The organism is Alteromonas sp. CyTr2 (assembly GCF_947311905.1).
Lineage (GTDB): Bacteria > Pseudomonadota > Gammaproteobacteria > Enterobacterales > Alteromonadaceae > Alteromonas > Alteromonas macleodii.
In genome coordinates this window covers 83,793-105,190 of record NZ_CAMZMZ010000010.1, presented here as the reverse complement: position 1 = coordinate 105,190, position 21,398 = coordinate 83,793, and the positions used below count along the sequence as shown (strand labels likewise).

General features: G+C 44.5%; 19 protein-coding genes. 10 read left to right on the top strand and 9 right to left on the bottom strand.

Annotated features, from left to right (window positions below; genetic code table 11):
* The first annotated feature begins 1 nt into the window (after nucleotide 1).
* The 3 genes from QME20_RS08095 (at nucleotide 2) to QME20_RS08085 (ending at nucleotide 3,066) form a co-directional block, all read left to right on the top strand.
* The gene (locus tag QME20_RS08095) at nucleotides 2-694 is read left to right on the top strand and encodes an electron transport complex subunit E (protein WP_281715744.1); all 693 of its coding nucleotides are present in this window, start codon (nucleotides 2-4) and stop codon (nucleotides 692-694) included.
* 34 nt (nucleotides 695-728) lie between these two features.
* Nucleotides 729-1,451 carry an endonuclease III gene (nth, locus tag QME20_RS08090; protein WP_014975990.1) on the top strand — a complete coding sequence of 241 codons (723 nt, stop codon included), beginning with the start codon at nucleotides 729-731 and terminating at the stop codon, nucleotides 1,449-1,451.
* A 196-nt stretch (nucleotides 1,452-1,647) separates the two neighbouring features.
* Nucleotides 1,648-3,066 (top strand): M20/M25/M40 family metallo-hydrolase, encoded by a 1,419-nt coding sequence (locus QME20_RS08085; RefSeq protein WP_014948778.1) that lies wholly within the window; start codon nucleotides 1,648-1,650, stop codon nucleotides 3,064-3,066.
* A 105-nt stretch (nucleotides 3,067-3,171) separates the two neighbouring features.
* Here the strand turns inward: QME20_RS08085 and QME20_RS08080 are convergent, their stop codons facing one another.
* Nucleotides 3,172-3,351 (bottom strand): hypothetical protein, encoded by a 180-nt coding sequence (locus tag QME20_RS08080; RefSeq protein WP_039233139.1) that lies wholly within the window; start codon nucleotides 3,349-3,351, stop codon nucleotides 3,172-3,174.
* Between the two features lie 168 nt (nucleotides 3,352-3,519).
* Nucleotides 3,520-3,732: a cold-shock protein gene (locus QME20_RS08075; RefSeq protein ID WP_014948776.1), complete on the bottom strand. Its 213-nt coding sequence runs from the start codon at nucleotides 3,730-3,732 to the stop codon at nucleotides 3,520-3,522.
* 337 nt (nucleotides 3,733-4,069) lie between these two features.
* Between QME20_RS08075 and QME20_RS08070 the strand changes: the two genes are divergently transcribed.
* From QME20_RS08070 to glpQ, 3 genes are all read left to right on the top strand, one after another.
* Entirely contained in the window at nucleotides 4,070-4,780 is a 711-nt protein-coding gene (locus QME20_RS08070) for an SDR family oxidoreductase (RefSeq protein ID WP_239218422.1), read from the top strand.
* 266 nt (nucleotides 4,781-5,046) lie between these two features.
* Entirely contained in the window at nucleotides 5,047-5,442 is a 396-nt protein-coding gene (gene gloA / locus QME20_RS08065; RefSeq protein ID WP_014948774.1) for a lactoylglutathione lyase, read from the top strand.
* A 135-nt stretch (nucleotides 5,443-5,577) separates the two neighbouring features.
* Entirely contained in the window at nucleotides 5,578-6,774 is a 1,197-nt protein-coding gene (glpQ, locus tag QME20_RS08060) for a glycerophosphodiester phosphodiesterase (RefSeq protein WP_281715743.1), read from the top strand.
* 37 nt (nucleotides 6,775-6,811) lie between these two features.
* On the opposite strand, the gene QME20_RS08055 is transcribed toward glpQ, so the two are convergent.
* Entirely contained in the window at nucleotides 6,812-7,684 is an 873-nt protein-coding gene (locus QME20_RS08055; protein ID WP_014975986.1) for an OmpA family protein, read from the bottom strand.
* A 341-nt stretch (nucleotides 7,685-8,025) separates the two neighbouring features.
* Here QME20_RS08055 and rnt point away from each other — a divergent pair, with 341 nt between their 5' ends.
* Nucleotides 8,026-8,661: a ribonuclease T gene (gene rnt / locus QME20_RS08050; RefSeq protein ID WP_061485153.1), complete on the top strand. Its 636-nt coding sequence runs from the start codon at nucleotides 8,026-8,028 to the stop codon at nucleotides 8,659-8,661.
* A gap of 73 nt (nucleotides 8,662-8,734) precedes the next feature.
* On the opposite strand, the gene QME20_RS08045 is transcribed toward rnt, so the two are convergent.
* Complete coding sequence (locus tag QME20_RS08045; protein WP_014948770.1) at nucleotides 8,735-9,340, bottom strand: peroxiredoxin C; 606 nt, start codon at nucleotides 9,338-9,340, stop codon at nucleotides 8,735-8,737.
* A gap of 275 nt (nucleotides 9,341-9,615) precedes the next feature.
* Between QME20_RS08045 and QME20_RS08040 the strand changes: the two genes are divergently transcribed.
* Nucleotides 9,616-9,810, top strand: a complete 195-nt coding sequence (locus QME20_RS08040) for a bacterioferritin-associated ferredoxin (protein ID WP_014948769.1) — start codon at nucleotides 9,616-9,618, stop codon at nucleotides 9,808-9,810.
* Between the two features lie 261 nt (nucleotides 9,811-10,071).
* On the opposite strand, the gene QME20_RS08035 is transcribed toward QME20_RS08040, so the two are convergent.
* The 5 genes from QME20_RS08035 to QME20_RS08015 all read right to left on the bottom strand — a co-directional run bounded on the left by QME20_RS08035 (nucleotide 10,072) and on the right by QME20_RS08015 (nucleotide 18,269).
* A complete protein-coding gene (locus tag QME20_RS08035; RefSeq protein ID WP_281715746.1) occupies nucleotides 10,072-13,005 on the bottom strand; it encodes a TonB-dependent receptor in 2,934 nt (977 codons plus the stop codon).
* Between the two features lie 219 nt (nucleotides 13,006-13,224).
* Nucleotides 13,225-14,280, bottom strand: coding sequence for a FecR domain-containing protein (locus tag QME20_RS08030; RefSeq protein ID WP_014948767.1), 1,056 nt, complete (start codon nucleotides 14,278-14,280; stop codon nucleotides 13,225-13,227).
* Between the two features lies 1 nt (nucleotide 14,281).
* Nucleotides 14,282-14,914, bottom strand: a complete 633-nt coding sequence (locus QME20_RS08025) for an RNA polymerase sigma factor (protein ID WP_014948766.1) — start codon at nucleotides 14,912-14,914, stop codon at nucleotides 14,282-14,284.
* 82 nt (nucleotides 14,915-14,996) lie between these two features.
* On the bottom strand, nucleotides 14,997-17,585 hold the full coding sequence (locus QME20_RS08020) for a TonB-dependent receptor (protein WP_281715742.1): 2,589 nt from the start codon (nucleotides 17,583-17,585) through the stop codon (nucleotides 14,997-14,999).
* 333 nt (nucleotides 17,586-17,918) lie between these two features.
* Complete coding sequence (locus QME20_RS08015; protein WP_281715741.1) at nucleotides 17,919-18,269, bottom strand: Grx4 family monothiol glutaredoxin; 351 nt, start codon at nucleotides 18,267-18,269, stop codon at nucleotides 17,919-17,921.
* Nucleotides 18,270-18,618: 349 nt separating this feature from the next.
* Between QME20_RS08015 and sodB the strand changes: the two genes are divergently transcribed.
* Nucleotides 18,619-19,200 (top strand): superoxide dismutase [Fe], encoded by a 582-nt coding sequence (gene sodB / locus QME20_RS08010; RefSeq protein WP_014948764.1) that lies wholly within the window; start codon nucleotides 18,619-18,621, stop codon nucleotides 19,198-19,200.
* A gap of 240 nt (nucleotides 19,201-19,440) precedes the next feature.
* The gene (locus QME20_RS08005; protein ID WP_014975982.1) at nucleotides 19,441-21,363 is read left to right on the top strand and encodes a PrkA family serine protein kinase; all 1,923 of its coding nucleotides are present in this window, start codon (nucleotides 19,441-19,443) and stop codon (nucleotides 21,361-21,363) included.
* Nucleotides 21,364-21,398 lie beyond the last annotated feature (35 nt).

Below are 21,398 nucleotides of genomic sequence, written 5' to 3'. Positions count from 1 at the left end.
CGTGACTGATTTTCGCGACCTGTCTTTACAAGGGCTTTGGAAGAACAATCCTGCGCTGGTACAACTGTTAGGTTTGTGCCCGCTATTGGCCGTTACCGCGACGTTTATCAATGGTCTCGGGTTAGGCATTGCTACCATGTTAGTACTCATTGGCAGTAACGTTACCGTTTCACTCGTTCGTAATGTGGTAAGAAACGAAATCCGCATTCCCGTTTTTGTTATGATCATTGCTGCGTTCGTTACCATTGTTCAGCTATTAATGAATGCATACACCTATGACCTTTACCTAGCGCTAGGTATTTTCATTCCGCTGATTGTAACTAACTGCGCCATCATAGGCCGCGCAGAAGCCTTTGCGTCGAAAAACGGGCCGCTCGCCTCTGCCTACGACGGATTCATGATGGGTCTGGGTTTTACCGCAGTGCTGGTCATTTTAGGTGGTATGCGTGAGATATTGGGTGCAGGTACATTGCTAGCAGGTGCAGACAGACTGTTTGGCTCAATTGCTGAGAACTGGACCATAACGCTTTTCAACACTGAAAATCCGTTTTTGCTTGCGATACTGCCGCCTGGTGCCTTTTTAGGTATGGGTCTTCTCATTGCTATCAAAAACAGTATTGATGCAAAGTTAGCCGCTAAGCAAACATCGCCTGCAGTGAAGGCTGAACGGGTACGCGTTACAGCTGAAAGCTAAACGCTAAAAATCAAAAACAAAAAAGTATTTAGAAATGAATGATGTAGTTAAGCCGGCCAAGCCGCTTTCTAAGCAGGAAAAAGTAAAAGAAATCATGCGAATACTGGATGACCTTTATCCGGAAATTCCTATCTTTTTAGATCATAAAGACCCATATACGTTACTCATTGCGGTTCTCCTATCGGCACAATGTACAGACGAGCGCGTTAACCAAATTACTCCGAAGCTCTTTGCTCGGGCAGATAATCCTTACGACATGGTATTGATGAGTATTGAAGAAATTCAAGACATTATCCGTCCTTGTGGTTTATCTCCCATGAAGTCCAAGGGCATTTGGCATTTGTCTGACATGATCATCAAGCAGCACAACGGTGAAGTGCCTGCAAACTTTGAAGCGCTGGAAGCCATGCCCGCAGTGGGTCACAAGACTGCCGCTGTGGTTATGTCTCAAGGCTTTGGCATTCCTGCTTTTCCCGTAGATACTCATATCCACCGATTAATGTATCGCTGGGGTTTGTCGAACGGAAAGAGTGTTGAGCAGACAGAGCGTGACGCAAAACGCTTGTTTCCAAAAGAAAGGTGGAACGATTTGCATCTGCAAATCATTCTATATGGCAGAGAATACTGCCCTGCCCGCGGTTTCGACTTAAACAAGTGTGTTATCACACGTGAGTTCGGCAGAAAGAGTTTTATTAACGAAGTGCTGAAAGAACAAGAGAAGAAACAAAAATTGGCGCTTAAGAAGAAGCGTAAATAGAAACTTTCAGAGAGGAGCCTTAGGCTCCTTTTTTATTCTCCATTTATTTTCTCTTAAAAGAAATTTTGCGACTAACACACGACTTACGCTTGTGGTTTGCCTCGAAAGGGACTACCAAATTGGCTATGATGGATGGGTTAGAGTTTTGCTCGCGCAAATAAAAAAAGAAATATAAAAATAAATCCATGGAGAACACATGTCTCGATTGAATACTATCGCTAGAAGGCTAGCGTTTGGTGCATTAGTAAGTGCATGCAGTTTTGGTGTTTTTGCAGAAACTTCCCCCATTACTGACGAGCAAAAGAAAAATGCGGAAGCATTAATTCAAAAAGCCCTGAAAAGTGATTTAGGCTATAGCATTGTTGAATCACTAACCACTGAGATTGGCCCTCGCCTGGGCGGCTCTGAAGCAGAAAAGCGAGCTAGAGATTGGGGCGTGGTGGTAGGAGAGCGTCTAGGTTTTGATAAAGTCAGCATAGAAGAATTCACTATGCCATTTTGGGATAGAGGCCACCTACACATTTCACTCACGGCGCCTTATGCCCAACCGCTTTACGGCACAGCCCTTGGCGGCGCAGCGCCTTCTGAAAGCGAGATCAATGCAGACATCGTTTATTTCAGAGATATTCACGCGCTAACCGCAGTTAAAGATGGTGCCCTTAAAGGCAAAATTGCATTTGTAGACGGCGACGCCATGGTAAAAAGCCAAACAGGTGCAGGCTATGGTCAAGCGAACCAACGTCGCCGAATTGGTTGGCAACATGCTCAACGCGGCGGCGCTGAAGCGCTGGTCGTGCGCTCAGTAGGATCTGACTCTCATCGTTTTCCTCACTCAGGCATGATGAGCTCAGACGGCGATAATTGGGCAGATATCCCCGTAGTCGCTATCTCAAACCCTGACGCAGACCATTTACGACGTTTACATAACTTAGGTAAACCGCTGTCATTGTCGCTTCACTCTGAATCGAAATGGAAAGGCGAAGTAAACAGCGGCAACGTAATACTGGATTTAGTGGGCAGTGAGAAGCCCGAAGAAATTATCCTTATTGGCGGCCACCTAGACAGCTGGGATTTAGGAACGGGTGCAGTTGATGACGGCGCAGGCGTTGCTATTACCACGGCAGCTGCTGCGTTAATTGCTTCTTTACCAGAGCGCCCCAAACGCACCATTCGTGTGGTCATGTTTGGCGCTGAGGAAGTGGGCTTATTAGGTGCCTTTGCTTACGCTAAACAACACGAAAAGAACCTTGAAAATCACGTTCTGGCCACAGAGTCTGACTTTGGTGCGCAAACTATCTGGCAAGTAGTGTCAAATGTGAATCCCGAAGCGACTGTGCTAGTCGATGAAATCGCGAAGATTTTATCACCGCTAGGTATAGTGCGTGGCGGTTCAGACATTGCTGGCGGCGGCCCTGACATCATTCCGCTAGCAGCGAAAGGCGTACCAACGATTAGGTTAAATCAAAACGGTAGAGATTACTTTGATCTTCACCATACGCCAGATGATACCTTAGATAAAATTGACCCCGATGAGCTTGCGCAAAACATTGCAGCCTACGCAGCAAGTATATACTTGTTAGCCGATTCGGACGTTGACTTAAAAGCTAAACAGTAGTTTCACGTTAGTAATCATCAAACATTGGTCAGTGCATCTCGTGCTGGCCATTGCTTACCAGTACTCTGCTTACCCTCGCCTCTGCTAGTCCGAAATGCTTACGTTTTATTGCGCTTGAATAAGCTGGGCAACAAATCGCTTCGCCTCTTGCCTTGATGGCAGCTCTACATGCCGATACGTATTCGCATGTTTAAAAGCAACGGTTGTTTTATTTATGGAGATATTTGAGATTAACGCACCTGACATGGCGCTATTAAAGGTAGAGATAGAATCTTGAAATTGCATAGTAAATACTTCTTTATTAATGTTGTTTGTTTTGAATTCCTCGCAGGTTGGGTAAAGAAATCGAAAAACGATAATTAGGCTCTAGCGTGAACATAGCGTTTCAGAAAGAGCCCACTTTTTTGAGGTCACTTCAGAAAAGAGAAATGACCTTAGATAAGCATAGAGGTCTTATCGAACTACTACGTTAGCAGCTTGTGGACCTTTTTGGCCTTGTTCAACTTCGAAGCTAACTTCTTGGCCTTCTTTCAACGTTTTGAAACCGTCAGAAGCAATTGAACGGAAATGTACGAATACGTCTTTGCCGCCAGCTTCAGGAGTGATGAAACCAAAACCTTTTTCTTCGTTGAACCACTTAACTGTACCGTTTACAGAATTAGACATAATAAAAACCTTTTAAAAAAAATTGATGTGATGGTGGCAAACCACCGAATAGCTATAGACATCTCCAAGCTAGTAAAGCAGTTGTATATCTATATAAAACTTCAATTTGAAGGATTTAAAAAAGAGGTACAGCGCAGTATTAGGTAAAGCAAATAACATATCTAGAGCGATGCGAAAGGTACAGGTTATTGCGAGCAATGTCTACTAGTTTTCCGTTTATTTTTTAACCAAAACACAACTTTTTTACAAAAATGTTTTTTAGAAAGCTGAATACGTATGTTTGTTCAAGGCAGTTGAAAGCTAGGTTAACCTTGCTTTTTTGCTATAGGTTTAAATTATGACAGACACGTATGCGTTAGCAGGTAAAACAGCCATTGTTACTGGAGGCGGAAAAGGACTAGGTAAAACTCTCGCTCGATTTCTACTAGAAGCAGGAATGAACGTGGCCATTTGTGGGCGCACTGAAACTGCGGTTAAGCAGACTGTAGAGCAGTTCGACGCCTTATTCCCAGGTAATATCATTGGCCAAGTTTGTGATGTATCGAAAAGCGCTGATGTTGCCAGTTTTGTTAGAAAGGTCAAAGATACATTTGGCGAGCTACACGTCCTAATTAATAACAGTGGCTTTGGTAAGGAGACCCTTATTTGGGAAACCTCAGAGAAAGCGTGGGACGAAGTAATGGATACTAACGTAAAAGGGACCTTTCTCATGTGTAAAGAGGTCGTGCCTCACATGATTAACAACAAGGAAGGCTACATTATCAATATCGCTTCTCAGGCGGCATTGAACGGCTATGCCAATGCAGGCGTTTACTGTGCATCAAAATTTGCGATGGTGGGGCTTGGAAAAGCGTTGCAAGAAGAGGTTCGCCCCTACGGTATTCACGTCCATTCCCTAAACCCTGCACTGATACAGTCGCAGAAAGCAGAAACAGAGAAAGTGGACGATGGCCTAATTCAAAATGAAGACTTAGGCAACATGGTGGTTTACCTATTGAGCCAACCTCGCCGTCTTAAAATTGATAATATCGGCCTATGGGGCTATTAATACCAGTCCGCATAGATAATTACCCACTCAGCGAGACTTAAAATGTTCGTAATCGCGGCGTGTTACCGCAGGTATAGTACGGTTAACTAGAATTGTAATATTGTCTTAAAGCGTTAACATTTCCTGATTAACATAAAAGCGTGTTGTTTGCGTTTACTCAAATAAAGTACTCATCGTATTTATGTGTACAAAAAGTAACAGCCAACACGCAATCACAGTGCAGTGTGCCATCGAGTAATTCCGATGGCTCAAAATAGGAATCTCTTATGCGAATGCTTCACACCATGCTTCGAGTTGAAAACTTAGAGGCCTCTCTTCACTTTTATACCTCACTCATGGGCATGCGCCTTCTTCGCCAGTCTGAAAACAAAGAGTATGAATACACGCTAGCTTTCGTGGGATATGGCGATGAAACCGAGAGTACCGTTTTAGAGCTTACCTATAACTGGGGCGACAACACCTACGATAAAGGTAACGCGTATGGTCATATTGCGATTGAGGTCGATGATATCTATCAGTTTTGTGAAAACTTAGAAACAAACGGCGCTGATGTATATCGTAAACCGGGGCCAGTAAAAGGCGGTTCCACAGTTATTGCTTTTGTTCGCGACCCCGATGGGTATGCAATAGAACTCATACAAAATAAATCCATTTCGCTATGAAATGGCTCAAAAACAAGAACTGAAGAAGCAGCCAGCGTAGTCAAAGCGATTTGAACGCTTAAGTCGCCAAACTATCAATTTAAAAACGTGCGGCACTGGAAAAAAACGATGAAAAACCACATGGAGTGACACGACATGCTACGTAACCGCTTATTATTTTCGCAAGATGATAAAAACAAAAGCCAAGCTAGAACAGCGATATGTCGGAAGCCTCGAGCAGCGCACAATATAGGCTTGCGCAGTCAGCCAAAAGCAAAACTGGCCGCTATTCTGCCAGCGTTGTTTATCGCTTTTACCGGTGCAGTTGCTGCTGGCAGTGCGTTTTCGGCCATGGCTGCAAATAACGAGAGTGCGCAAACACACGCTGACACAAAAGAAAATGTTGAAACGCACTTTACCGTGATAGCCCATCGCGGCGCGTCGGGCTATTTACCTGAGCATACCCTCGAAGCTGCTACCCTCGCCTTTTCTCTGGGCCCTGATTTTATTGAGCAAGATGTTGTTATCACCAAAGACGACATACCCGTTGTGCTACACGACATCCACTTAGAAACGGTCACCAATGTAGAAGATGTGTTTCCTGCACGCCACCGCGATGACGGACGCTATTACGCGCGTGATTTTACTCTTGAAGAACTGCGACAACTGCAGGTACACGAGCGCGCTAACAGTGACGGGAAGCAAGTTTTTAAAGATAGGTACCGCGGCACGCATGCTAATTTTAAAGTTGCCACGTTAAATGAACACTTTGAGCTAATCAGCGAGCTAAATCGCCAATTTGGAACGTCTGTAGGGGTTTATCCTGAAGTAAAGTCCCCTGCCTTTCACATTAAAGAAGGCGTTGATGCCAGTAAAATCGTTGTAGATGCTTTAAATGCTTACGGGTTTGGTGGAGAGAGCGGTAATAGCTACCTGCAATGCTTCGATTTTAACGAAGTTAAACGCATTCGTGAAACCCTGGGCTATAAAGGCAAAGTTGTGATGCTGATTGGCGAAAACGACTGGGGCGAAAGCGACACAGATTATAACTGGCTGCGCACTCAGGAAGGCATGCAGCAGGTTGCGTTGTATACCGATGGCATAGGCCCTTGGTTAGGCCATTTACTCGATAATGAAGCGATGACTCAAGGAAAAATAGAAGCCGTGGCATGGATTGCCTACGCCCACGAAAATAACCTGACAATCCACCCCTACACCTACCGACATGATGCACTACCAGCAGGTATGAGTTCAGAACAAGTCTTGGAAGTTTTAGACAAGGTTGTAGGTGCTGACGGTGTTTTCACCGATCATTTAGTACCGGTATTAAGGTGGCGAGAAAAATTAAACTAACGCATTTTAAAGCGAGTGTAGGCGCGATAATTAGCGCCTAGGATTTTGAAAGTCGCACCACCACGCGTCTGTTTTGGGCGCGGCTTTCTCGCGTATCGTTTGGCGCAATATGGCGTTTCTCACCGTGGCCTGTCAACTGAATTCGATCTTCAGGTACACCTAGCGTAGTCAAATAGCTTTTTACTTCGTTAGCACGTCGAATAGACAACTGTTCATTATTATAGCGACCGCCGTAGCTATCGGTGTAACCATCAAGAAGCACAAGCTCAAGCTCGCTGTCTTCTTTTAAGTATTCACCTATCATGGTTAAGCGCTTCTGCGAATATTTGGTTAGCTCTGTACTGTTGTTTTGATACGACAATACCGTGTAGGCAATGTCATCAAAACCGAAGGGCAATAAGTTCGATACACACTTCACAAATTCACGATACACACCAGAGAAGTTGCTAGCGTTTAATGCCACACTCACTTGGTCGTATTTGTTATACCAGTCTTGGTAATAGATTGTGGGCCAAAAGCCTTTTTCTAATTCAGACAACATAGTCCAAGCCGCATCCTGCGGAAGGTCGCCATTGTACTGTTTACGAATAGACATGTCGGCAATGGTTTTAGGCGCAACGCCTGGCATCCATTTAGGTGGTACAGAATAAACAGCGGCCATATCAAATTTGCTTGGCAGCAAATACATGTCCAGTTCGAATTCCATATTAAGCTGCTTCGACGCTGAGCTCGTGAACATGGCTTCGCCATAACCGGGTAGCTCGTGGTTCAAGGTACACTGAAGTCGCGTGTCTTTGTCTATTCGCCAGTTGGAGCTTTCTATGGTTGCAGAATATTGCCGCATGGCAGCGTGGGAAGACAATGACCCCAGCATCCCCAATAAAGCGATGTATTTTAATTTCGACACCATTTCGACACCATAACGAAAATCAGACTAACACAGGTAAAAGACAACACTTCGTGCACAAATTACCGAACATAATGAATCAAATTAGCTCACACAAAAAGAAGAAATGTGCCTAATGATTTTTTCACGCTTAATTTGATTATCGTCCAAATTGTAGAAAAGTTTAGCGTTTAATACCATTCGCGTTTTGTACTTTTGCTAGCCCCCTGATTTAACAGTTTATAAATTGCAACTGGCAACTCGAGAGTATCCTTGCGATAATTCTTTTACGCAATATGCTTCGCAGGTTGGTACGCATTTTAGTCACCAACCAATTAACGCAATCGAGTCTTACAAGAGTGTTTATGTCTGCCAACCCGCCCCTTCTCTCCCAGCGCTTTCGAGGTTACTTTCCCGTTGTTATCGACGTTGAAACAGCCGGATTTAATGCAGGCACTGACGCCCTGTTAGAATTAGCCGCGGTAACGGTGAAAATGGATGAAAACGGTATACTTCATCCTGATCAAACTTTTCATTATCACATTGACCCCTTTGAGGGCGCTAACCTAGAGCCAGCAGCCTTAGAATTTAATGGCATCGATCCTAGTTGTGCATTGCGAGGGGCTATTGAAGAAAGCGAAGCCATGAAGGACTTATGTAAAGGCATCCGCAAGGCGCAAAAAAATGCAGACTGCCAACGTTCAGTTATTGTTGCTCACAATGCAACGTTCGATCAGAGTTTCGTCAATGCCGCGATAGAACGCTGCAATATAAAACGCACGCCGTTCCATCCGTTTGTTTCATTTGACACCACCAGCCTTGCTGGATTGGCCTTAGGCCAAACGGTTTTGGTAAAAGCATGCCGTGCAGCGGGGATCGCATTTGACCAAAGTGAAGCGCACAGTGCGCTGTATGACGCCCAAAAGACCACCGAGCTATTTTGCTATATGGTAAATCGCTATAAAGCGCTAGGCGGATGGCCTGTAGAAAATAAAGAGTAGTTTTATTCAAACTGATATAAACAAAAACAGCGCCAAAAGGCGCTGTTTTTTTATAATCTTTAAACAGTTTAGCTTATAGCTTGTCTGCTTCTTCAGATAGGTACTTAGCAACACCTTCAGGCGACGCATCCATACCAGCTTTACCTTCAGTCCAACCCGCTGGGCAAACTTCACCATGCTCTTGGTGGAATGCTAGTGCATCAACCATGCGTAGCATTTCATCAACGTTACGGCCAAGTGGAAGGTCATTGATTACCTGATGACGTACCATACCTTCTTCGTCGATTAGGAATGAACCACGGAACGCAACGCCATCTTCTGGGTGCTCAACATCGTATGCCTGGCAGATGTCGTGCTTAACGTCAGCAACAAGGGTGTACTTAACCGGACCAATACCACCTTGATTTACCGGAGTGTTTCTCCACGCATTGTGTGAGAACTGAGAGTCGATTGAAACACCGATCACTTCAACACCACGCTTTTTGAACTCGTCGAAACGCTTGTCAAAGGCGATAAGCTCTGACGGGCAAACAAACGTAAAATCTAGTGGGTAGAAGAATACAACAGCTTTCTTGCCCTTGATTGCTTCACTTAGTGTGAAAGTGTCAACAATTTCACCACTACCAAGTACCGCTGCTGCAGTAAAGTCAGGTGCTGGACGGCCAACTAATACACTCATGAGTCTCTCCATTTATATTTGGATTGTAATAATAGAAGTGATTACGTTGCGTAACCACTTTGATAAGAAATTTCTTTCAAAGAAAATAGGTACGAATATGGAAATAACAATATTAAACAACGAGTTTTTTTACTGATCATACCAATAACCGCTTAACATCCCCCCACACTGTTCAGTCTTTCTTCAATTACCTTGTATTAAATTTGTCATTATCCACTTGCTAAAGCAAAGAATAACAATTATTATCATTTACAGATTCATTTGGAGTACGTTTAATGTTTGTTTGCATGTGCTATGGGGTAACTGATAAAAGCATTCGCGCAGCGGTTGAAGAAAACGGTGTGGGAAATATGCGAGAGTTACGTCAACATTTAGAGCTTGGCTCACAATGCGGTAAGTGCATCAACATGGCTCAACAGATCATTGACCAAACTATCGTCGATGAGTCCCTATTCAAAGACGTTGGCTAGGCAATTAGCCAACCCGCGTATTCTTAACACGCAACGTCATCGCTCTTAGCATCCTTGGCTAGACTTAAAACACCATATTTATTATCACGATTATTCCTTTAAGTGACCTAAGTCATATTCTAGTTTAATTACCTAAGTAACATTCACATCGTCACCTAAAACGATAGGTTGTTGTCCTTTCAAACTCAGAGCTAGGCTCATTTCCTTACTTTCAATGAGTGCAGCGCGCCATTTAACTACGTAGCTTTGCTGAAGCATGCCCTAGTTAAAGGTGTACTCAATGCCTGCATAATAGAAAGCTCCATTGATACCGCTAGGCGATGTAGGTGGGTAGAGTGCGCCAACTTCACCTTGAAAAGGATTTTCATTAGGCAGCGAATCAAACAGATTTTGGGCGCCGAGGGTAACTTGTGTTTGAGGCAGTACTTTCCATGCAACTTGGGCATCGAATGTGGTTAACGCATTGCCGTATATGTCCATGCCTGCGGACGCATCAAGATGGTCTTCATAAAACTCACCGTAATAGTTAAGTCGCCAAGTAAATGCCCAATTTCCTTTCGATTGCTCGAGCGTGATACTGCCTCGATGAGCAGGCAAGTTATCTTCCAGCATACGAATTCTTGCCTGTGTTAGATTAGGTAGAAGCCGTATTTCGTCCCCCACTTGCGCAGGATAAAGTGTAACCCGCTCTACTTGTGTGTCTGTCCAGTTGAAGGCAAGAAGTAAAGAATTTGACCAATCAGCTAGCGCAAAATTGTAGTTCACAACTAAATCAACACCCTGAGTTTTTGTGTCAAAGTCATTAGTAAAATACTTTGCAGCATTATATTTCGCCGCATCTGGACGCCCTTGGGCAATCAGCGCACTAATGTCGTCGTCGGTCAACGGAATTGCAGATGTCGTACTAATGCGATCAGAAAGGCGAATATTGAAATAGTCGAGCGTTGCAAAAAAGTTCTCGCTTGCCTGCATAACAAGCCCAAGGCTAAAGTTCACCGATTCTTCAGGCGTAAGCGGAGTTGCGCCTAGTTGCAGTGAGATAAGATCAGTTGGAGGCAGCGTTGCTTGGTCTTCCAAACCGTTAACACCGTAGGCGGTAGTTACGTTGATAACATTACTCTGCCCCACTGTTGGCGCCTTAAAACCGGTGTTTACAGATCCGCGTAATGCAAAAATATCATTTAATTTATAGCGAGTACTCAATTTGCCATCAAATGTCGAGCCGAAATCACTGAAATGCTCTACACGTGTGGCCACGCCAAACTGCCATGCTTCGGTAACATAAAATTCCAAATCAGCGTACACAGCCCAATTGCTTCTGCTCCAGTGCCCAGCACTTTGAGGCTGATACCCCGGAAAACCGTTGGAACCGATGGAAAAGCCTTGGTTCAACCCAAGTGGCGGCTCTAGAGCGAAAGGGCCTGCAATATATGACGCTTCATCGCCGGACTTTTGAAAATAGGTTTCTTTACGCCATTCTAAGCCCACGGCAATGCTAACCGGATCGTCGAAAATAGTTTGAATGAGTTTGTTAAAATCTAAGTTAAGCGTTCGCTCTACTTGCGACACACCACCGGGCGAAAACGACGTTGGCGTTTGTGGCCCTAACGATGGATTAACTGTATTTGAGATGGTGTACTCAATGTCACTGTAGCCCAATGTCGCACTGGCATCCATCGCCCAGCCATTAGGTAACTCATGTTTAACGCCCATCGCAACAGAAGCGTCCGTTATCGTCCCCCCAAATTTTGGTGTGAAACCGCCAGGGAACCACTCGTTGAAAGCAAAACAGTTGGCACCAAGCGCCGTTGTGTTATCTGCAATAAGTTGATACGTGGGGTCCAGCAATACACTATTGCTGGACAAGGTTATAGAAGGGCAAGCAATTCCACTTTCCAATCCATCGAGATCGGCTACAATCAGACGACTTTCCGCTGTATTTGGGTCGGTACGGCTGAACACCCCTTCTCGGGTTTGCGGATTTCGAAAGTAAAAACCACCGTTTATTTCTCTTCTTGCTGCAGTGGCAAAGCTGTAAAATTGTGATTTAGACGAAATGTCTGCGCCCGCATTTAGCGCAAGTTTAATATCTTCGTTAACATCAAGCGCTCCCCATACTTGGGACGGTGACGCGATGAACACATTCCCTTGGTCAATCAAGTTCTGCGCATCAATACGCTGTACAGAGCGCGACGTGCCATTTTGCTGACGATACTCTGCCGTTGCATTTAAAAAGCCGTCTTCTCCAATAGCAAAGCCCTTATTCAACTGCACTTGAAACAGTTCGCCGTCACCTTCACTGTATCCGCCCACTTTCAGCGCAACATGCCCTCCTTCACGAGCATCCTTAAGTACGAAGTTAATCACGCCTGCAATGGCGTCTGAGCCATACTGGGCTGCTGCACCATCTCGCAATACTTCGACTTGCTTTAACGCATAGGCAGGAATAACCGATATATCAGGCCCTTGTGCACCGTCAGATAAACCTCCGCCTAAAAACGTGATTACCGCAGAGCGATGGCGTCGCTTTCCGTTAAGCAGCAAAAGCGTGTGATCCGAGGACATGCCTCTAAGGTTCGCCGGCCTTACCAGGCTACTGGCATCATTGATGGGCTGATCGTTTACGTTTAACGAAGGAACCATCACGCTTAACATAGAAAGCACGTCTGAATTTCCCTGTGAGTTAAGGGTTTCAGAACCAATCACATCCAAAGGAACTGGTGAGTCAACAGCACTTCGAGGCGAGTTACGAGTACCGACGACCGCAATTTTTTCAAGTCCATTGCCTCCCTCATCTGTTTTCTTTTCGGTATCTTGTGTCTGTGTTTCCTTCGCCACTAACGATGAACGAGAACGAATACTTACCGCACCGCTTTCATCAGTCACTACCGCCAATTCTGTTCCTTCAAGAAGCTGTGCCAGCGCTTCATTCAGTGTGAACGTACCTTCCAATGCGTTTGTTTTCACTTTTTTTGCTAAATCAAAAGGAAAAAGCAATGTGGTATTTGCCTGTTTAGCTAGTTCGGTTAGCGCTTCATTAGCATTTTGTGCGGGTATTGAAAAGCTGTAAGCACCCAATTTTGGTTCGGTTTGGTCGGGTGATTGCGAAGGGCTGTCTGTTTGTGCATGAAGCGTTGGCGCTGGTGCTATGAAAAGAAAAAAGCCGGACGCTATGTGTAGTGCCGAGAGGGACAAAATACGGGAGAATTTGCACATTCTTTTTTGCGAAAGGCATTGGGCCGAACACGCGAGGGCATGCAGCTTTTCTATTGCCTTTTTGGTTTGCCTGCTTATCGCAAAATTGCTGTATTGCAAGATATAAAATCGATGTGCTTATTATTTTAATTATATTGTCACATTAAAGAAATTGATGCCAACTACGAATAGTAGAAAGCACCTATCTTTCAGAAATATTTAACTTTTCGCTAGCTTAAGCTCAATACTTGTTTCTGTGACTTTCTCGTAGTTGATGTTAAAGCTGCTCTTAAGTGCAGACAACAAACCGTCTATATCGCCTACCTTAAAGTAGCCCGCTACACGTCGCTTGCGCAGACTTTCGTCCGAAATGTTAAAGCGAACGGGTGTATAGCGGCCAATCTCAGCTAATACGGCCTCTAGCGGTTCACCTTTAAATACAATCATACCTTGTTGCCACGCTAAATCGTCATCAATGTCATTTTGAGACATGCTTTCACGGGCTTCCACTTTACCTTGTACAGTGGCTTTTTCACCCGCGAACATAAGAAGCCCTTCTTCAGCAACAGGACGTTTAGTGAAGAGCGATTCATTTGAGGATGAAGCCTTAAAGCGGTCTTTCACCAATACCTTTCCGTCGGTAACCACTAACTCAAACGCATTATCATCCACATATTGCATATTAAAGGCAGTTCCAACAGCGGTAACGGTGTTGTTGCCTGCGGTCACAGAGAAAGGGCGAGACGTGTCGTGAGCCACTTCAAAGTGTGCCTCCCCTTTCAATAAAACGATATTGCGCGCCGTTGATGAGAAATCTACGGTAACGACAGAGTTTGTATTTAGATGAAGTTTAGAGCCATCGGCTAGCGTCACGTTTTTCTGTTCGCCAACACCGGTTTGTACCTTTTGTGTTACCGCTGCGAATTCAGGGGTGCTATTTAGCCACGTGCGCTGAACCACTACCCCAACAGCAATTGCCATCACTAAAAATGTGGCCGCAATGCCCCAAACCGCTGTTTTAGGCATATTGCGTTTTTTCGACGACTGACGTGAGGTAGGCTGCGGGAATAAACCGCTCAATTCATTTAATACCGACATGTCGTCCCACAAGCTAGCGGCGTCGAGCAAAGCTTGACGATGCGCATTACTTTCCGACAACCAAGCATCTAGCTCCGTCTTTTCGTCACTGTTTAAGCCGCGATCGAGACGGCTTATCCATAAGCATGCTTGCTCTTGGATATCTTCTTTGCTTGAAAACTGGCGAATATTATTCATGTTAACTACGGCTTATGTCCTGAGTCGCGTTAGCAGTGGCACGGGGGGATGCACTGTCCTTTGACAGCTCGGCTAAGTACCTAGAGCACATCATTAAACCTTTGGCGACATGCTTCTCAACGGTGCTTTCGCTTAGCCCCACAAGCTCTGCAATCTCTTTTTGTCGCATGCCATATACTTTTTTCAGCAAAAATACGCGTTTTACATCAGCAGACAATGTATCTGTCGCTCGGCAAAAATGAATAAAACGCTCTTTGCTTTCTACATTTTTTTCTAAACTGTGCCCTACAAGTTCATAAGGCAAAATATCCATGTCATCGAGCTGCTGCTTATTTTTGTTTTCAGCTTTCGCAACATGGTTCAGCGCTAGATTACGCGCTGTCTTGAGCATATAGGTACGCTCATACTGTATTTCTTGTTTTAACTCTGCTTCGTAGCTTTTAATAAAAGCTTCTTGCACGATGTCTTCAATGTCGTCGGCGCCAACAATAGAACCTACCGCACGCATTAGCTTTGAGCGGTATTTTAAAAAGGTTTCAGCTACTGTCGACTTTCTCGTCATAATATTAAATGTTGTGTGTTTCGATTTGCTTACATTGGCATCAATAATGCCTGCTTTTTCGTTCTTTTTCACCTAATAAAATAAAAGGGGGCTAATGCCCCCTTAACTTTGAAACATTAAGTGAAAGTTTGGTTTATAGGTAATTGCTTACCTATTAAAAAGTGTAAACACCTCTTAGGTAGTAGAAGCCACCGTTAATACCAATTGGAGATGTTGTCGGATACGCTGAACCGGCAATCTGTGCGTAGGTGATACCACCTGCATCAGTATTGTTTTCGTCAGGGTATTCATCAAACGCGTTCTTAGCACCAACAGTTACTGTGAAATCTTCAGTGAAGTTATATGCCACTTCAAAGTCGAACGTAATTTCAGAACCTACTTTGTCAATCGGCAATGCAGAGTCTAGGTGATCTTCGAAGATGCTACCGTAGTAGTTCATTCTCGCAAGGAAGCGCCAGTCGCCATTAGTGTGGTTAGCTGTTGCACTGTAACGTACCGCTGGAAGGTTATCTTCTAGCATGCGAATACGGAAATCAGAGATATTGTCCGACGCGCGGTCAACTTCTGTAGAAGTCCAGTTATATGCAAGTGAGAACTTAGTTTCACCGCCCATCATATCCATCGAATAGTTCGCTACTACGTCTACACCTTCGGTGGTGGTGTCGAAGTCGTTAGTAAAGAAGCTGATTTCAGAGAAGCTAGACGCATCGTTAATACCTTGCTCAAGCAGCGTGGCAATGTCTTCTTCAGTCAGCGCAATACCAGAGGCAGTACTGATACGGTCAGTCAGTTCGATGTTGTAGTAGTCTGCGGTAATGAATAGACCATTATCGAAATCGGCTACCACACCAAACGTGATACTTTCTGACTCTTCAGGCGTTAACTGCTCACCACCTTTAAGTTGAGACACTGGATCTGTCGGAGGCAGTGTTGCACGGTCAATAAGTTCACCACCTGTACCAAACGCGGTAGTTACGTTACGCACGTTGCTTTGACCAAGGGTAGGTGCTTTAAAGCCTGTTGAGAACGCACCACGGAAAGCGATGTTCTCAAGTGCTTGCCAACGGAAAGCAATCTTACCTTTCGTTGTGTCACCGAAATCAGAGAAGTCTTCATAACGTAGCGCACCGGCTAACATGAAGTTTTCAGTGATATACGCTTCTGCGTCAATGTACAGTGCGATGTTGTTGCGGGACACACGACCTTGGCTATTGGCCGCCAAGCCAGGGAAACCATTTGAGCCAATGCCAAAGCCTTGTGTCGCCAGCGGACCTATTTCATAAGAGGCAGTATCACCTGCAAAGCTCTCATAACTTTCGTTGCGATATTGGAAACCAGTTGCCACGAATAGTGGTTCATATAAACCAACATCGAACGGCTTAGTGAAATCAATATCAAGGGTTTGCTCAGACTGCGTATAGCGACCTGGGCTAAATTCTGTAGGTGTTTCTGGACCTAAAGACGGGTTGATGGTGTTGCTAATAGCAAAGTCAACTTCGTTTTGGCCAAGGTTCAAGCTCACGTCATAAGTAATATCGTGGTCAAGTTCGCCTTTCGTACCAAAGACAAGCGACATATCTGTAACCGTACCACCGAAACGAGGCGTGAAACCACCTGGCAGCATTTCGTTGAACGCCCAACAGTCAGGGTTGTTCTGAACTTCGTTAATATAACGCGGGTTCTCTAGTACGTTATCACCAACTACGATGTCGGTTGGACAGTTACCTGACATATCACCGGTTAAATCACCAACAAGCAGTAGTTGCTCGCCATCGTCATTTGTACCGCCATCGTTCACACCACCACGATTGTGTGGGTTACGGAAGTAGAAACCACCTTCAACCTCACGCTCGGCGTAGTTACCAAACATATAAGCTTCTGAGGTATCAGAAAGCTCTATACCTGCATTAGCGAAAAGTTTGATGTCGTGTTTGATCTCAGGTGAGCCCCAAATTTGCGCAGGATCTGCTACAAAGGTGTTCCCTGCCGCTATCAATGCAGCTGCGTCGGCACGCTGTACACTTCGAGATGTGTCATCTGCAGTGCGGTATTCAGCTGAAAGGTTAATAAAGCCTTTATCAGATAGAGGAAGACCTACGTTACCCGACATTTGAATCATGTCGCCGTCGCCTTCGTAGTAAGAGCCGTAACGGGCTTCAAACGAACCGCCTTCTGATGCATCGTTAAGTACGAAGTTAATTACACCCGCAATCGCATCAGAACCGTATTGTGCTGCTGCACCATCACGAAGTACTTCCACCTGCTTTAATGCCGCTGCAGGGATAACAGAAATATCAGGACCTTGTGCACCGTCAGAAAGACCACCACCAAGGAAAGTGATAACCGCAGAACGGTGACGACGTTTACCATTTACAAGCACAAGCGTGTGGTCTGATGCCATACCGCGAAGGTTAGCAGGACGAACAAGCGTTGAAGCATCGTTGATCGGCTGGTCGTTTACGTTAAAAGACGGAACAACAGTCTGCATCATAGATACCATATCAGTGGCACCCTGCTGCTTAAACTCTTCGTCAGAAATAATATCAATTGGCACCGCTGAGTCAGCGACCGAGCGAGGCGCTGCACGTGAACCAACTACCGCAATTTGTTCAAAATCTTCGGCCTTAGCACTCTCTTCAGCTTCTTGCGCATAAACAGGTGCAGCGGCCATTACTGAAAACGCAGCTGATGCAGCTAATACGCCACGCACGTTTTTGGTCAATAAAGACAAGGTTGTATTCATGGTGGTTTCCCGGAGTTTCTCTAAGACACCTTCAGCGTTTTAAACACATTAAAAAATGCTCAGAGTAGTTGTTATTTTTTACCTTCAACACTGACTCATTTGCGGTCAGATGACGTTTTTTATAGAACGCAAGATGTTAAAAAACAAACCTTTTTCGACAAAATAAAAATATTTTTTCACACCGTAGAGGATTTTAATTTCTGACCTGTCTATATAACTTTTACGGGAATAAAAGTACGGGATTTTTGGCGGGATTTAATAAAAAAAGCCGACTATAAGCCGGCTTTTAAATCGTTTTTTACAAACCTAAAGGTTTGTACATGGAAACAAGATTTACTCTGCTTCTTTGTACTTTTCAGCCGTTTCTTTAATGAGCGGTTGAAGCTCGTTTTGTTGGAACATTTCAATAATGATATCGCAACCGCCTACAAGCTCACCTTCAACCCATAGTTGCGGGAATGTCGGCCAGTTTGCATATTTTGGTAGTTCTGCGCGGATGTCTGGGTTTTGAAGAATATCTACATAAGCAAATGGTTCGCCACATGACATCAACGCTTGCGATGCTTGTGAAGAAAAGCCACAGCTAGGTAGTTTAGGAGAACCCTTCATATACAACAAAATTGGGTTTTCTTCGATTTGCTGCTTAATTCTATCTAGCGTTGATTGATTTTCAGTATTATCCATTTGATTCCTCTGAGCACAAAAGTGTATTCCCAGTTAGATGGGAATGCATGAATGATTTATCAAGGGAAAGGGTATCATAATTTTATGTTTAATTACCCATAGCTGAATTGATCTTTTCAACCTCTGGATCGTTATCTACCCATACATTGCAATACAAATTAGTGTCACATTTTAACTTTTGAAAAAAAATTCACATTTTTGTCATTGAGTTATAGGACTTTATCCCCACATTTGGGATATGCTTTAGCGTCTAAAGCAGTATATTGAGCATAGAATTGATATGCACTTATTGAACAGGCGAAGATAAGTGGGCTTTAGACTACAATACTAAACCAACATGGAGACCGTCATGGCTTTTGAATTACCAGCATTACCATACGAACAAAATGCACTAGAACCGCATATTTCTGCTGAAACGCTTGAGTACCACTATGGCAAGCACCACGCTACTTATGTAACTAAGCTTAACGGCCTAGTTGAAGGTACTGACATGGAAAACAAAAGCCTAGAAGAAATCATCAAATCTTCTGACGGCGGTGTTTTCAATAACGCAGCGCAGGTATGGAACCACACGTTCTACTGGCACTGTCTAAGCCCGAATGGCGGCGGTGAGCCAACAGGCGCGCTAGCAGAAGCTATCAACGCGAAGTGGGGCTCATTCGCAGACTTCCAAGCAGCATTTAACGATAAAGCGGTTAACAACTTCGGTTCAAGCTGGACGTGGTTAGTTAAAACTGCAGACGGCAGCCTAGATATCGTTAACACAAGCAACGCGCAAACGCCTATTTCTGGCGACGACCTTACGCCAGTGCTTACTGTTGACCTTTGGGAACACGCTTACTACATCGACTACCGCAATGCGCGTCCTAAGTACCTAGAAAACTTCTGGGCGCTGGTTAACTGGGAATTCGCAAGCAGCAACTTTGCATAAGCCAAAGACTGAAGCGTTAAGCGCCTTGCGCTCTTAACAGCATAAAGTATCAGTTGTAAAAAGCCCCGCTTCCAAGCGGGGCTTTTTTATGCACTATTGTTCATTAAGTGACACTAAATTCTTATTAAAGTTGCATTTTTCATTAGACGAAAAGATTAAAAACTATACACAATAATTACTATCGTTTTCCCAAATACCTACTAAGCTGAAATTACGGGGTTCCGTATTTAAGGGGTATTCATGGGTATTTTTGAACACTATCAAAGTCGCTATGAAGAGCGAAAACAGGAAGAGTTCACCATTGGGGAGTTCCTTGAAATTTGTAAAGAGGATCAAACCGCTTATGCAAATGCAGCAGAACGTTTGCTACAAGCTATTGGTGAGCCTGAATTAATCGACACTGCCAACGACCCGGCACTTAGCCGCATTTTCTCAAACCGCGTTATTTCTCGTTATCCAGCTTTTTCAGAATTCTATGGCATGGAAGAGGCCATAGAACAAATCGTTTCTTACCTTAAACACGCCGCACAAGGTCTTGAAGAGAAGAAACAAATTCTCTATTTGCTCGGCCCAGTGGGTGGCGGTAAATCGTCTCTGGCAGAGAGACTTAAAGAACTGATGCAGCACGTACCTATTTACATGCTGAAAGGCTCGCCTGTTAACGACCATCCATTCTGTCTGTTTGATGTCAAAGAAGATGGCGACATTTTACAAAAAGAGTACGGCATTCCTAAGCGCTACTTAAAAACCATTATGTCGCCGTGGGCACGCAAACGCCTGCATGAATTCAATGGCGATATTACCCAGTTCAAGGTGGTTCGGGTTTACCCTTCAGTACTCGATCAGGTGGGTATCGCTAAAACCGAACCCGGTGATGAAAACAACCAAGATATTTCATCTTTGGTGGGTAAAGTTGATATTCGCCGCTTAGAACAATATGCACAAAACGACCCTGATGCTTACAGTTATTCAGGTTCACTATGTAAGGCCAATCAGGGCTTAATGGAATTTGTGGAGATGTTCAAAGCACCGATTAAAGTGCTGCATCCACTATTAACCGCAACACAAGAGGGTAACTACAACCCAACAGAGGGCTTCTCTGCCCTTCCCTTCGATGGGCTTATACTTGCGCATTCAAACGAATCTGAGTGGCAATCGTTTAGAAACAATAAGAATAACGAAGCCTTCCTAGACCGTGTCTATATAGTAAAAGTACCGTACTGTTTGCGAGTACGTGAAGAAATTAAGATCTACAAAAAGTTACTAGACAGCAGCGAGCTTAACGGCGCGCCCTGTGCGCCAGACACGCTAGAGTGTTTAGCGCAGTTTACTGTGTTATCGCGCTTGAAAGAGCCAGAGAACTCCAGTCTATTTTCTAAAATGCGCGTGTATGATGGCGAGAGCCTGAAAGACACCGATCCGAAAGCCAAGTCTTATCAAGAGTACCGCGACTACGCCGGTGTCGATGAAGGCATGGAGGGGTTATCCACCCGCTTTGCATTTAAGATTCTCTCTCGGGTTTTTAACTTCGATCACCAAGAAGTGGCGGCAAACCCAGTCCATTTGTTTTATGTACTGGAGCGTCAAATTGAACGGGAGCAGTTCCCTCAAGAAACCGCTGATAAGTATTTGGAGTTTTTGAAAGGCTACCTCATTCCTCGCTACGTTGAATTCATTGGTAAAGAGATTCAAACGGCTTACTTAGAATCGTATTCTGAATATGGGCAAAACCTGTTTGACCGCTATGTAACCTATGCTGATTTCTGGATCCAAGACCAAGAGTATCGCGACCCAGAAACCGGACAGCTGTTCGACAGAGCGTCACTGAATGCTGAGTTAGAAAAAACAGAGAAGCCTGCGGGAATAAGTAATCCGAAAGACTTCCGTAACGAAATCGTTAACTTTGTTTTGAGAGCCCGTGCAAATAACGGCGGCAAAAACCCAGCATGGACCAGTTACGAGAAACTTCGCACCGTGATTGAGAAGAAAATGTTCTCTAACACGGAAGACTTACTGCCGGTTATTTCTTTCAACACCAAAGGTTCTGCAGAGGAGCAGAAAAAACACGACGACTTTGTAAATCGTATGACCGAGAAGGGATATACGCAAAAACAAGTTCGGTTGCTGTGTGAATGGTACCTGCGCGTACGTAAAGCGTCTTAGCGCTATACGCATGTGGTGCTGAAGCGCGTGTAATG

What these genes read in the sequence shown, in the direction of transcription:
- nth (WP_014975990.1), top strand. Translation starts at nt 729, where the DNA reads ATGAATGATGTAGTTAAGCCGGCCAAGCCGCTTTCTAAGCAGGAAAAA.
- QME20_RS08085 (WP_014948778.1), top strand. Translation starts at nt 1,648, where the DNA reads ATGTCTCGATTGAATACTATCGCTAGAAGGCTAGCGTTTGGTGCATTA.
- QME20_RS08080 (WP_039233139.1), bottom strand. Translation starts at nt 3,351, where the DNA reads ATGCAATTTCAAGATTCTATCTCTACCTTTAATAGCGCCATGTCAGGT.
- QME20_RS08075 (WP_014948776.1), bottom strand. Translation starts at nt 3,732, where the DNA reads ATGTCTAATTCTGTAAACGGTACAGTTAAGTGGTTCAACGAAGAAAAA.
- QME20_RS08070 (WP_239218422.1), top strand. Translation starts at nt 4,070, where the DNA reads ATGACAGACACGTATGCGTTAGCAGGTAAAACAGCCATTGTTACTGGA.
- gloA (WP_014948774.1), top strand. Translation starts at nt 5,047, where the DNA reads ATGCGAATGCTTCACACCATGCTTCGAGTTGAAAACTTAGAGGCCTCT.
- glpQ (WP_281715743.1), top strand. Translation starts at nt 5,578, where the DNA reads ATGCTACGTAACCGCTTATTATTTTCGCAAGATGATAAAAACAAAAGC.
- QME20_RS08055 (WP_014975986.1), bottom strand. Translation starts at nt 7,684, where the DNA reads ATGGTGTCGAAATTAAAATACATCGCTTTATTGGGGATGCTGGGGTCA.
- rnt (WP_061485153.1), top strand. Translation starts at nt 8,026, where the DNA reads ATGTCTGCCAACCCGCCCCTTCTCTCCCAGCGCTTTCGAGGTTACTTT.
- QME20_RS08045 (WP_014948770.1), bottom strand. Translation starts at nt 9,340, where the DNA reads ATGAGTGTATTAGTTGGCCGTCCAGCACCTGACTTTACTGCAGCAGCG.
- QME20_RS08040 (WP_014948769.1), top strand. Translation starts at nt 9,616, where the DNA reads ATGTTTGTTTGCATGTGCTATGGGGTAACTGATAAAAGCATTCGCGCA.
- QME20_RS08030 (WP_014948767.1), bottom strand. Translation starts at nt 14,280, where the DNA reads ATGAATAATATTCGCCAGTTTTCAAGCAAAGAAGATATCCAAGAGCAA.
- QME20_RS08020 (WP_281715742.1), bottom strand. Translation starts at nt 17,585, where the DNA reads ATGAATACAACCTTGTCTTTATTGACCAAAAACGTGCGTGGCGTATTA.
- QME20_RS08015 (WP_281715741.1), bottom strand. Translation starts at nt 18,269, where the DNA reads ATGGATAATACTGAAAATCAATCAACGCTAGATAGAATTAAGCAGCAA.
- sodB (WP_014948764.1), top strand. Translation starts at nt 18,619, where the DNA reads ATGGCTTTTGAATTACCAGCATTACCATACGAACAAAATGCACTAGAA.
- QME20_RS08005 (WP_014975982.1), top strand. Translation starts at nt 19,441, where the DNA reads ATGGGTATTTTTGAACACTATCAAAGTCGCTATGAAGAGCGAAAACAG.